The 13,614-nt window shown below is 30.4% G+C and carries 9 protein-coding genes; 3 read left to right on the forward strand and 6 right to left on the reverse strand.

Going from position 1 to position 13,614, the window contains the following annotated elements; genetic code table 11:
• Positions 1–290: 290 nt before the first annotated feature.
• The 5 genes from ACYSNV_RS05930 to ACYSNV_RS05950 all read right to left on the reverse strand — a co-directional run bounded on the left by ACYSNV_RS05930 (position 291) and on the right by ACYSNV_RS05950 (position 6,678).
• Positions 291–2,048: an autotransporter outer membrane beta-barrel domain-containing protein gene (locus ACYSNV_RS05930; protein WP_461761642.1), complete on the reverse strand. Its 1,758-nt coding sequence runs from the start codon at positions 2,046–2,048 to the stop codon at positions 291–293.
• Positions 2,049–3,077: 1,029 nt separating this feature from the next.
• A complete protein-coding gene (locus ACYSNV_RS05935) occupies positions 3,078–3,767 on the reverse strand; it encodes a potassium channel family protein (protein WP_461761643.1) in 690 nt (229 codons plus the stop codon).
• 7 nt (positions 3,768–3,774) lie between these two features.
• Entirely contained in the window at positions 3,775–5,511 is a 1,737-nt protein-coding gene (locus ACYSNV_RS05940) for a TrkH family potassium uptake protein (protein ID WP_461761644.1), read from the reverse strand.
• Positions 5,512–5,870: 359 nt separating this feature from the next.
• Positions 5,871–6,083, reverse strand: a complete 213-nt coding sequence (locus ACYSNV_RS05945) for a hypothetical protein (protein WP_461761645.1) — start codon at positions 6,081–6,083, stop codon at positions 5,871–5,873.
• Complete coding sequence (locus ACYSNV_RS05950) at positions 6,064–6,678, reverse strand: class I SAM-dependent methyltransferase (RefSeq protein WP_461761646.1); 615 nt, start codon at positions 6,676–6,678, stop codon at positions 6,064–6,066. The genes ACYSNV_RS05945 and ACYSNV_RS05950 overlap by 20 nt, the downstream gene beginning before the upstream one ends.
• A gap of 430 nt (positions 6,679–7,108) precedes the next feature.
• On the opposite strand from ACYSNV_RS05950, the gene ACYSNV_RS05955 reads away from it, so the two are divergent.
• On the forward strand, positions 7,109–7,315 hold the full coding sequence (locus tag ACYSNV_RS05955) for a hypothetical protein (RefSeq protein WP_461761647.1): 207 nt from the start codon (positions 7,109–7,111) through the stop codon (positions 7,313–7,315).
• A 285-nt stretch (positions 7,316–7,600) separates the two neighbouring features.
• Positions 7,601–8,917 carry a DEAD/DEAH box helicase gene (locus ACYSNV_RS05960; protein ID WP_461761648.1) on the forward strand — a complete coding sequence of 439 codons (1,317 nt, stop codon included), beginning with the start codon at positions 7,601–7,603 and terminating at the stop codon, positions 8,915–8,917.
• Positions 8,918–9,547: 630 nt separating this feature from the next.
• Here the strand turns inward: ACYSNV_RS05960 and ACYSNV_RS05965 are convergent.
• Positions 9,548–11,050: a tetratricopeptide repeat protein gene (locus tag ACYSNV_RS05965; protein ID WP_461761649.1), complete on the reverse strand. Its 1,503-nt coding sequence runs from the start codon at positions 11,048–11,050 to the stop codon at positions 9,548–9,550.
• A gap of 1,188 nt (positions 11,051–12,238) precedes the next feature.
• Between ACYSNV_RS05965 and ACYSNV_RS05970 the strand changes: the two genes are divergently transcribed.
• On the forward strand, positions 12,239–13,591 hold the full coding sequence (locus ACYSNV_RS05970; RefSeq protein ID WP_461761650.1) for a DUF3945 domain-containing protein: 1,353 nt from the start codon (positions 12,239–12,241) through the stop codon (positions 13,589–13,591).
• Positions 13,592–13,614: the final 23 nt, after the last annotated feature.

The following is a 13,614-nucleotide window of genomic DNA, read 5'->3' on the forward strand; positions in this document are numbered from 1 at the left end:
TCTTTTTAAAACACCCTTAGTTTCTCTAAAGACTAACCAATGTTTTTTAAAACTCATTAAAATTTGCAACCTAGTAAAATTCTTATTTTTTTTGTGTTGTATGAATGCTTTTTTATCAAAAATCTGTTATTTTTTTCTCTACTTAGTAAACCCTTTTTTCTCTTACTAACTAATATGAAAAGTTATAGTTTTATTTTTTCCATCGTATAGTTACTTGCTATTAAACAAAAAAAAAGATACTACCGGTTATAGGTAATATCTTTTTATAAATATTCAAAAAGCTAATAAAGTTATTTCTTTTCCAAAACTAATCTTTCTAACTCCAATAATCTTGCTTCCATATTATTTAAATTTGCTTTTAAATCATCTATTTGACTTTGTTGCTCGATAGTATAAAGATATAACTCCTCTATTTTCTCTAATTGCTCAATAGATAATCTATTAAAATCCACCACGTAATTACCATTCTCATCCATTGGTAAATCAGCAATTTTAGTTACCCCTGGTAAGTGATTATAAGCCTTTACAAATGCCTCTACATAAGCCAAATCGCGAAATTCGTAGTCTTCTTTTAAATCGGAGCTTCCTGTATAATATTTTTCAAAAACATAATCTGGATACACGGAAGTAGCCGAATAGATTGCACCTTTAATAAAAGCATTTCCATCCACATGTAACTTAGCCGTGGCGGTAACACCACTTATTGCAATTACTTCTTCACCTCCTATTACCACAGTTCCACTGGTATAAATATCATCGCCTTCAGTAACCGATGTACTAGTTGTTCCTATCTTATTAAATGGGTTTTTGCTTCCCGCAACAGCTATATTGGTAATCTCCTCTTTAACTGTTTCGTTTTTTAAAATAACACTTACGTCATTGATAAAATCCTGCGAAGGAGTTATTTCCTTATCAATACCCCCTTCATCTGTATAGGTGTACTTTGTAAATGTAGCATTTCCGTCACCAACTTCTTTAATCATTGTAGTTAGTGTCTCTGGAAAAAAAACGGAATTAGAGTTGGGCGCACCGTCATTAAACTCCAAACGAAGTTTCACACTACCTGTCGCTGTCTCAGGGGTATTCTTTAAAAAGGCCTTAGATCCATTTACATTGGTGATGCTTACAATTTTATTTTTGATTGTTTCGCTATTGAAAATATAGTCCGAATCATCAATAATATCTTGTCCTGGTACAATCACATTTTCTTTGGCCGTACCTGTCTCATCAATATAAGAATAAGAGATTTTTGGCTTATCAGTTTCTGAACCTACTTCTCTGCCTATGGAAGTTAGGGTTTCAAGAATACTTTTATTATTAGCCGCGGCTACACCATCAAAAAATTCTAAAGCTAGTTGAACTCCGTCTGTATTTCCAGCAGCACCTAAATCTGTTAAAGTAGGAGCGTTTACTGAGGTGGATATAAAGGTTTGTAAAATAGTAGTTACATCCGGATCATTTACAATAGTTTGAAAACTATTAATTACATCCTGAGTGAGTGTGATCTCTACTTCACTTAGAGCTTCATTTAGCAATGTGTATTTGATATCACCATCATTGTCAGTACCTGTTGGCATTCCATCTTTAGTTAATTCTACAATACTTTCGGAAAAAGAGCCTACTGCAGTATTATCTCCTTTGATCAACTTCACTACTTGTCCACTTGTTCCCTCAACTGCCGCTGTAGTTTCCAATTTGTATGCAGCTAGGGTTGTAATGTAGTTATTAATATCTGCGCTTGAAACTATTTGATTCCATTGGTCCGTGGTGCCATCTGCACCTTTACCCCAGTAGTAAAATCCTTTTTTTAGATCCCCAGTACTGTTGGTATTAAAAACAGTCAATCCCTCAGGCTTAGTACCACTAATAGTTTCTGTATCTGCTATACTTTTTAAACCAACCCTTGGAAATAAAACCCCTTTATCTGTAGATTTTATATCAAGAATTGCTGTGGGATCTGGCGAATGGGTGCCTATCCCCATACCTATTTGTTGTGCTTGCATCATTCCACAACTAAGTAGAAATGAAAATAGTAGTGTTTTTTTCATAATTCATTAGATTAATAATTTTAATAAATTTATGAAATTATTTTTAATAAAATAACAGTATTTAACATATATAGCCAAAAAGAAAGTGCATTAAGGGAAATTTTATTTAAATTAAAGTTAATTTTATTCGACTTTTAAAGTATTAATCTTAAAAAAAATATGTTTTTTCTTATAAATTATTATTTTAAATAAAAAAAAATAGTGTTTCAACTCATTTGATAAATTTTGGATTTTATTTAATTATGTCAACTTATTCCCTTAATAACACCATCTCAAACCCCATTAGACACAACTAATTATGTTAATTATTAAGTATATATTAAAATATTAATATAATTAACTAATTAAAATCACATAAAAACCGATATAACCTTGAGCGAAGTGGAAAAACAAATCGTTTTACCTCTGTTCTTAAATTACAAGATTTGTCTATAGTGTTTATCCAATGACTCAAGCCTATTTATTTTTCCTATACTAAGAACAGCTACTATTTTGTTAGCTTATTGCGTCTTAGTAACCACAAGCTACAGGTTTTATCCTACAGCTACTAAGAGCTATAATTCTAATGGAGAGTATTTTAACTCACAGGGCTATCGGTTTGATTTTTATTAAAAAACACAGGGGCTCTATACTAATACTAGTTCTTGTAACTAACCATGTACTGGGTTGTAAAAAAATAACGTGTTATAAAATTTATTTAAAAAAATTTCTAGGTAGGTTATTTCTACATAAAACACCCTGTTGTTAAAGTAACAGCTTGTATAGAGCAATAGCTAATCTACTTATAAAGTTTTTACCAGTCATGTAGTTATTTGTAATTGAAATAGTCCGTTTTAATTTTATTTAAACCAAATTATTACGACATTATTTTTATTCCTGGCACTTATAAAAACGCTATCCCATAAAGCTTACTTCATTTGCATTTAAGAATAGTTTATTAGCGATAGTTTACATTTTAGAATAACTAAGTAAAATATACTACATGGTATAAAAAAAAAGCTGCCTTTAATTGTGAGACAGCCTCATATTCTAATAATATTTCTTTACAAATTTAAATATATCATGGTTTGCTCCATAAATTACTAAAACATCATCTTTAGCAATAGTGGTTTGTGGATTTGGAAAACCTTGTACTTTAGGGACTATTTCACATTGTCCTAAAAAACTCTTTTGTTGCTGATTTTTAATTACAGTCATCACAAGAATATTATATTTCTTTTTGAATTGAATTTGTTCAAAACTCATTCCAATTAATGCCTGTGGAGTCAGCACCTCAATAATACTATATTCATTATTTAATTCAAATGAATCTATAATTCCATTAGAATTTAATTTTTTAGTCCACCGCTCCGCAGACTCCTCCTCAGGACGAATTATTTGATACACTCCAATGGCTTGTAAAACCTTTTCATGTACCTGATTAATTGCTCGGCTAATTAATTGATTTACGTTTTTATTTTTAAAATTAGCTGTAGCCATGATATTAGCACCTTGATCCTCGCCTATTGCAACAAGCACAATATCTGTATTTTTTAAAGGTAATTTATCTAAGGCTATTTCGTCGGTTGCATCCAGACAAATCGTATGAGACAACTTATCTTTTAGTGATTCTACCTTTGCCATATTTTTATCCACCCCCATTACCTCATGGCCTAATTTAGTCATCTTTATTCCCAAAGAGGCTCCGAAATTTCCTAACCCAATAATTATTAACTTCATATCTGTATTATATTAAAATATCCCCACTGGGATATGTATGTTTTAAAGAACTGCTTTTTTTAAAAAAAGCGGTTAAAATAGTAATCATCGATACTCTACCAATAAACATAACAATTATCAGTACTAACTTACTTGGCTCAGAGAGCAATCCGGTGATATTCAAAGATAAACCAACGGTAGAATAAGCAGAAAAAACCTCAAAAGCTATGTCTACTAGCCCCAATTGATTATCAAATTTACTCAACAAGAAAATTCCAGAACCAATAACAAGAAAAGATAGAGTCATTGTAGCAAAAGCTTTCTTAATAATACTCGAATCGATTCTCCTGTTAAAAATCTCCATTTCTTGCTTGCCCCTAGCAATATTTATAAAATTAAGTATTGCCAAGGCAAATGTGCTAGTTTTTATCCCTCCTCCAGTTGAAGTAGGTGATGCACCAATCCACATTAAAAGAATAATTAAAATAATGGTAGAGAACTTTAATTCTGCAAAATCTATCGTATTAAAACCCGCAGTTCTAGCAGTCATACTTGTAAAGGTAGCTGTTACCATCTTGCCAATTGTAGAATGAGGGCTTAAAGTATTAGAAAACTCTTCAAAGTAAATGATAAGACTTGAGATACCCAATATTAGTAAAGAGGTTATTAAGTTAACCTTTGAATTTAAAGTAAATACCCAGGTCTTTTGCTCCATTTTTTTTAAAAATAGCTTTTTCAAGAAATTTAGAAAAACGTATTTTATATATTTTAAAATATTCACAAGAATTGGGAAACCTATTCCGCCTAAAAATATTAAAGCAATTAAAACCACTTGGACATTATAATTGTTTATCATTATGGTATTCATCATTCCACTGGGCAAGGTGGAAAAACCAGCATTACAAAAAGCCGATACCGAATGGAAAATGGCAATAAATATTTTATGAGAAACACTGTAATCAACCTGATCCAAGGATATAAAAATAATTCCAGCACCTAAGAGTTCAATGGATATGCTTATAAAAATAATACGTCCTAAAAATAAAAAAACGTCACTAAAGGCATCATTATTGGCAATATTCCCTAAAGTTATCTGGTATTCAAATGAACTATTACCTTTGAAAAAATAGGCTATATAGGCTGCAAAGGTTAAAATTCCAAGTCCTCCTAATTGAATCAAAATAAGTAATATACTCTGCCCTAAGAGCGTAAAAGTACTAGAGACATCAACAACAGTTAATCCAGTTACGCAAACTGCACTAGTAGAGCTAAAAAGTGCATCTAGAAAGCCAATGGGTATATTTGTTGATTTTGGAAGTAATAAAAGAAAAGTACCGGTGAAAACCAGCAAAAAAAAGCTAATTACAAATAACTGAGGTGGAGTAATATAACTTCTTTTAAAAGTAAAGCTAGGGGTAGCAAACTCTCGTATTAGTTTAACAAAAATAGCAACTTGTAACAATACGCTTACCTTATAAAGGGGATAATTATAAAGTTGTGTAAAAACACAAAAACAAATAAATACAATACTTAACAAGTCAAAGACAAAAACACGAGTCATTATTTGAGTACTACTTGTAGTATACTTTAAAATAGTTTTTAATATACCTATGGCCAGTATGAAAATAAAAAATAGGCTTATCCAAGGTTTATATTGATTTGGAAACCCAAATCCTAACATAGTTACAATTAAAATAATAGCTAAAATCAAAGCAGGTTTTAATACATTACCCAAACTTGTTTTTAAATAGTAGACTTTTTTCATATCTCTAATTCCTTTTACAATTTGCACTTCCTATTGTATTTATACATGTTTAAAAAAAACATAATTCATTTGGATTATTTCTCAATAAAAGCCAACTCTAATATGAAATTAGTATTTTTTATTTAATCAAAAATCAACTTTAACACAATTTATTTTTCAATATAAAACCAGTTAAAAAACAAATGTTATTAACTCTTACTCCAAACAATACCTCACTTATATTACTAAAGACAATATTTTAATGTACAGCTTGATTTCTTAGATACAACTAGTTTGTTTATAATTATAAAAAAAATGCCTAGGATTAATATTTTTCATAATCCCAGACATTTTTTATTTCTTTTTTGTCAATCAAAAAATCATTGATTTAAAGAACAACTATTCAGACAACATTGCTTTTTAAACAAGGTAAAAATCATAAACACTAAACCAGCTATGATTAGAAATACATCCTTGGATTCCACACCCTGTAACAAGGCTGATAGGGCAATTAAAAAACGTAAAAATCTTAGCAAATTCCAAGATTTCACATAGGTATAAACCTTTTGATTACTAAGATTTTTTCTTTGCATATATACGGATTATATCGCTTAAACCTTGATGAAATTCCCCTTCTTGTAAAACTACTTGTAGTTGTGCTGTTTCCAGAAAATCAAAATCTTTAAAATCCTGTTTTAAACAACTAAGCTCGTAAAGCATCTGATGATCCTTTGGTCCACCTGCTTTTTTTGAATTTAATTGGTTTTGATGATGCTCTTTACTAAATCCCTCAAGAATCAATAATCCTCCTGGCTTTAAAAAGCCTATTAATTTTTTATGATATGTGATTTGCTCTTGTCTGGGTAAATGCGCATATATTAAAACCAATACATCGAAACTCTGCTCTGGATAAGAAACTTGTTCTAAGGATAAAACCTCATAATTAATAGTTACTTTGTTCTCTTTGGCCAATAACATTGCCTTATTCTTTGCCATTACACTAAAGTCAAAGGCATGCACTTGAAACCCCTTTTTTGCGGCATACACCGCATTTCTTGCTTCGCCTTCACAAGCAAATAGAATTTTACCAGGTGAAATATTTTGTAATTTCTGTTTAAAATACACATTAGGTTCCTTGCCATATGCCCAAGATTGTTCCTGATATCTTTGATTCCAAAAATCCTCCATTTTTTTATTTTTATTATAAATCTAGGCATAGATAAGCATTAAGAGATCATTATACTGCTATATATGTTACACAAGCCTATTATTTTTTTATGGTAATGGTAGTTCATTTATTTTACGTAAATTTTACTTTACCTAAAATCAATAAATGAAATTTCTCACATGTATTTTAGATATCATAAAAAATTAAATAGAAATATTCACCGTAATTAGCTACCCTTTTTCTGTAAAAAAAGGGCATAACAGAAATTGATCAGCTAGGTTTTAATAAAAACATACCAATTAATATAAGAGATTAATGGTAGTATAATTTAGCCCCTACATCTACCGACTTAAATAAAAAATATGTAATAAACTATAAATAACATACCCACAAGCCAGGCAAACCAGGTATAAACATATTTGCAAAAGGGCCAGTAAAATAGGTTTTGCAATGGATTTTAAAATTAGGATCTCAACCAATACAAAAAACCTTGCTCCTTTAAGATTGATTTTATTACCACAAAACAATCACCATGATTATAAACTCAAAGACTTGCAGTTTAAGACACCATTTGCTGGAGAATTAAGTATACCACAGATCACTAAGTTTACGGTACATAATTCAACATGCGTGGTTAGTGTCGAATCTTTTTTTTAAAAAAAATTACAATCCAAAAAATCATGCGGAGATTTATCCAAAAAAAAGAATTCTAGGTTCCAGTTTTCCTTTTTGTTTTTGATTATAATCTGATTTTCTACCAACGAAGAATTTTAGGATTACTAAACACTTTTAAACAAGGTAAACGCTATATACAAACCTATAAATCAAAGCTATTGTGCTTTGGGTAAAAGGGACTAGATTCTAGTATATTAAAAAAATTAACCTGCTATAAAAAACCGTTACAAATTAATAATCTTGATTAAATACCTGTACATTTACAACATGAATATAGAAAGAATTTTAAGCAATTTATCCATCGATAAACTCAATGCCATGCAAGATAAAACTCTTGAAGTGGCTTTAAATAATAACCAAGTTGTTTTATTATCGCCAACCGGCAGTGGGAAAACTTTGGCTTTTTTGCTACCTATTATATCTAAACTAAAAAAAGATAAAACGGGTGTTCAAGCATTAATAATAGTACCTACCCGTGAACTTGCCCAGCAAATTGAAATGGTATTTAAGTCCATTAAAACAGGTTATAAAATAAATGCCATTTATGGAGGACACTCTACCCAAACTCAAATTAAAAATTTTTCCACCCCTGCCAGTGTTCTTGTGGGGACTCCAGGGCGTATTGTGTTTCATCTAGCACATCATTCATTTGATCCTAGTTCAATTACCCAAGTGGTTATTGATGAGTTTGACAAGGCATTAGAAATGGGATTTGAACAACAAATGATCTCTATTTTTTCACATCTTAAGCATGTTAAATTTAAGATGCTAACCTCGGCTACAACTTTAAAGGATATACCTGAATTTGTACAAATAAATAATCCTGTTTATATAGACTTTTTACATATCCTTGAAAATAAACCAAAATTAAGTTACAGCAAGGTACTTAGTGAAGATACCCAAAAGCTAGATGATTTAATTAAATTAATAGCTAAAATACCAAAAGGACTAATTATAATTTTTTGCAACCATAGAGATGCCGTAGATAGAATAAGTGAAACTTTATCCAAAAATAAAGTAGCCAATAGCCCTTTTCATGGAGCTTTAGATCAAGACACACGCCAAAGAGCTTTAACTAGGTTCAAAAATGGAAGCTCTAGAATTCTAATTTGTACTGATTTAGCTTCAAGAGGATTAGATATCCCAGAAATCTCTAATGTTATTCATTATCAAATGCCATTAGATAAACAAACCTTTATTCACCGCAATGGTAGGACAGCAAGAATGAGTGCCACAGGGAGTGTACATCTGATGCTTAATGAACACAACCAAAATAGTTTTGATTATTTAGATTCAAATATTGCTTTGGAAGTTTTAGACCACAAGGCCAGTATTAATAATCGTACAGAATTTCAGACCATATACATTAGTGCTGGTAAAAAGGATAAAATAAACAAAGTAGATATAGTAGGATACTTTATCAAAACCCTTAATTTAGATAGCCAAGATTTAGGGTTGATTCAACTTAACGACCACCAGGCCTTTGTTGCGATTCGCTGGTCTAAGGTGAATTCTATTTTGAAATCTAAGACCCAACACCGCATAAAAAATAAGAAAGTAAAAATAGCTCTTGCCAAAGAATAAAGGATTTGATACCGAATTTAATTACTTAATTATCCTGGTTCTAGAATCTAGTTACAATCTTAGTCTATTTTTTTAAGTGGACTTAGAGGTAATTTAAAAAGCTGTTTTTTTTTTTGATTTGTTATTCAAAGGCTCCCTTATCTATCCCGGATTTCAATCCTTTGACAGCTATCTTTGCGGATTGGTTTTTACATCAATTTACTTTCTAGTGTAGTTCTTAAGACTCAATAATTGATGTTCAAAAAAAAATTTAAAAATAATTGCTTTAATTCTATTTATTACTTGAATGTAGGCTATATTAAAAGCTCCCGTATTACCATAGTTTAGAAATACTATATAACCCTGAGACTGCCTGTAGCATCTATACAAAAAAAGAAATCCGATATATTTTTAATTTATATCGGATTTTTTGATTTAAAAAAAAACAACCTTGTCTTTACATGGTAAATGTATATTGATGTTTGTTAATTAAATCTATTTCTATTACTTATTCTATTGGTAAGTAGTTAGGCTTTTTGTTTTAATACTGCTTTAAAATTTGATATTTACCTTGACTTTAAAACAAAACTATTTTGTATAAAACAAATCAATAAGGTTCTTTTTTATAACTAGACCAGTTTTTTTTATTTATCACTTATCAACAGATACCTCAAATGCCTTCCAGCCCCACTGCTTTCTTTTTTTATTAAATATTAAAAAGGCTTTGTAATTTACTGTACTTTGATTACTAATTGCGTTTTGCTCTATTAGGTCTTTTTCAAAATAAACATCTCCTATAAAACCAATTCCCTCTGGTAAAACATGTATAATTCCGCTACCGGTTTTAAGAGCCTCACTTTGTTGCTCTTTTGCTTTGTCAAGGGTTAAAACAATATAAAATCCGTTATCTCCCTCTTTTTGCAATCTTACACTTAACAACTCCCCTACTTTAGGTTGTTTGATAAATCCTTGGTATTTAAAAAAACCTCTATTTTGTTTATTTTTCACAAAGTGAATAATTTTTTTATCACTATGTACAAATTCTACCACAACAACCCACGGCTCAATATCACTATAGAGTAATCCCTCTGCAATGGAACGGTATCTTTTATATAAAATATGGTTATCATCATTTGCTCTAACCATTTCATACCAGGGTTGTTGTTGCCACTGCAAAACACTATTGGGAATATTATAATTCATTTGCTGGGAACTTTGTACGATATTTTGGATTTCGGTACGTGCCTCGACATACATTTTACTTTCTACTAACAATTCACAAAATCCTAATCTTACTTTTATCAAAAACTCATCTTTAGTTCCCAGTGATAAAGCCTTGCAATAACAACTAAAAGCATATGGTCCATTATCGCTATAAATTTGGGCTAAAAATTCCCAAACCCAATAATTTCTACGTTTAAGTCGGGCAAAGGGCAAAAATGCCATTAAGGCTTGGTTTTTTTTACCTAATTCCAATAAGATTTTAGCCTTATAAAAACACGGATATACATAATTGGGATGCGCCTGAATTAATTCTTCTAGTTTATGTAAAAATTCCTGCAAATCACTGGTGTATTTTTCTTTAGGAACCTGTTGGGATAAAGAAAGAAGGTTTTTTGCATAGTTAATATATATTTGCTCCACTAAACTTAAATACTTTCTACCATTTACAAAAGGTTCGATGTAATCTTGCGCTTCAAAATTATCCAACCCGCACCAGTTAATTACCTCGATAAAATTATTATAATTTTGAAACCCTTGATTTAAAGCCTTTATAAGTATACTAAAAGTTTCACTTGGTCGTGTAAATTCGATGTCCTTAATCAACAAAAAAAGTTCGTTAGCACATATAAAATTCCATTGTTTATTTTGTAAACAAAAACTAATCAAACTATGTATAGGCCAAGGTAGACTATCGCACAATAGATTATTGGTGGTGTGTATTTCTAAAGACTTTAACTGCTTTAAAACCTCAACAAAGCTTGTAAAATCTCCTGTAAGCGCATGGAGTTTTAAATAATCATAATAAACCCAAGCCAAAGAAAACTTAGCTTCCATATCCTGGGGATTATTATTCAAATTCTGATTAGCCAAAAGTAAAGCTTGCTCCAATTGGCCTTGTTTACGTAAAACTGTTACTGGATTATTAACCATACTAATACTACTTAAAATACAACAATAGAGCTACTAATCGCCCTTTATAAAGCGTCTCTTTAAATATACAATTTATTTTTTAAGTGTCGAAACAGTAAACACGAATATTGTTAAAATTTTAAGATTGATTCAAGAACATATCTAGTAGTACATAAGGATCAATAAGCTTTTTTAAAAATAAAAAAATTTCTTTGTGCTTGAATTCTGTATATAGGCAATACATGCAGCAAAAGCAAAAAAACTTTTTATTTATAGCAAATTATAGCTACATAAAAATGATTTTGGCCATTATTGAAAAATAATTTCACCCATTTAACAATTCCTCAGATAATAAGTTTACTTAAAAAAGTATTGCTTTAACACCTCTATAGATATAAACAAGAATTAAATTCATTTTTTTATCAAATTATCAAAAACAAATACTAACTAAAAACTAAATTATTTAAACATCGTGTATTTTTTGTTAAATTTTCAAAATACAAAATTAAAAAAAAAGAAGAAAATTCGTGTTTTTTCCTTATAGGTTGGGCGCTAGAGCCAAACCTTAATTTAATTTACTTTCTTCCAAAGTGTTAAATATCAGTATCTATAGAAAATTTACTATCGTTTATTGAAAACTTATTCCGATTTTTACCTAACACAAAAAACCATTTTTTATGAACACAACCGCTTTACTAAAAGTTAAGGCATTTAATCCACCTTAGCACAGATTAACTCAAGCTCCGTATAAAACCAAGCATCCTAATTAATTTTAGCTCATTATTAGCTAAAGTGTAGGTGAATTTAACTGGATTTCGACTTTCTTTAATAAGGCAAATATTATACTCTTTGGATTTATCCTAACTACAATCCAAGTGTTACTCAAAGCTTGCTCACGCAATTTTCTATTTCATCTAGCCTGAGAAATTCCATAAAACACCGAATCTTAATTTTTTCATTTCATTACTTTTTAAAAGGTAATCCTTTTTGTTGTATCTATCAATTAGATAGCAAGTTTGCTATCTAGGATTTGCTTTATCTTGTTATTTGCACTAGGCAAAGGATAAGGATAAGTATATGTCTACTTTATGCTAAAATAAAAGGTAAGATGATTCCATTTTACATAAGCAAAAAGTAACATATATGGCAATGGGATTACTGCTAATTTTAATTTGTTCTGATTTTTTCATTTTTAAATCGTTTTATATTATGAGTCAGAGTTTTGAATTTATTAATCCCGAACTAAGTCATACAATCTTAGTACAATGCAAGAAAACTAGTGAAATTCTAGTTATAAAAAACATTGATGAAAATGGCCTTTTACAGGGTGTAGAACCAATTATGGATAATTTGTTACATTTTATCAAAGTCCATCATAATCACGATCGTTTTCTACCATTTTTTTCACTCTTGTTGTTTCGCATGCAAAAGCCACATCAATACATCTATTACAGGGTACCTATTACCTCTGTGGTTGTAGCCGCGCAAGAAATTCGACAGACAATAAATCCATACTCATTTGATGATGATTGTGATTTTACGCTGCAAGAACAAGAAAACGGGTATAAGAAAGCGACAAAAAAAACCTTAAAAAAACAAACCGATATGTCTTCGAATCCAATTCCTACTTCTATAAAACAACAGGAAACAGATACTTTAAATACATCACTTGAGTTAAATTCTGATCAAAAATCGGATCAACAAAACAACTCTTCTAATAATCAAACAACTTATCCCAACAATACATTTTTAGAGAGTCAAATCGATTGGGATGCTTTAGAAAAGATAGGTATCTCTAAAGAAAAACTTCAAGCTAAAAATCTTTTAGAACCATTATTAAAAGGATATAAAACTTACACCTTATTTTCCGTTAAACTACAATTTGGAAATATATCCTGTAAAACAGATGCTCGAATAAGTTTCAGGCATGATAGTGCTGGTAGGGTAATTATCAATCTACAAGGTATTAAAAGAGAACCTCTACTTCACTTGCCTTTCTATGGCCATGAGTTCTCGGCTGAAGATAAGTCCAACTTATTAAAATATGGTAATATGGGACGTGTGGTTGATCTACTACAGGTTCATACAGGTGAGCTACTCCCCTCATTAATAAGTATAGATAAAGCAACAAATGATCTAGTGGCTATGCCTTTAGATAGAGTAAAAATCCCAGATTATATTAAGGGAATTAAATTATCTGAACAGGAAAAACTAGATTTAAAGCATGGTAAAAAGGTCTATATCAAGGATCTTCAATCTAAAAAAGGCGAGCCTTTTAATGCCTTTCTTCAATATAACACCGATAAGAAATACGTTGAGTTTTTCTTTGATAAACCCTATGATTCTTCCAGTAATTTCTCTGCAAAAACTGGAGTTCCTACCAAGTTTCGTGGGGTAGAACTGACTCTGGATCAGCAAGAGGCCCTTGAAAATGGTCAATCTGTATTTTTAGATAACTTAATCGATAGAAATGGTTGTCAATACAAAGGTTATATCATGTATAACCAGATTACCCATGCCTTACAGTTCTTCTTTGAACAACCCGCCAGCACTATTGATTAATTAAAAATGCCCCAAAAAGTGTG

This window comes from Myroides sp. LJL119, from assembly GCF_054871605.1.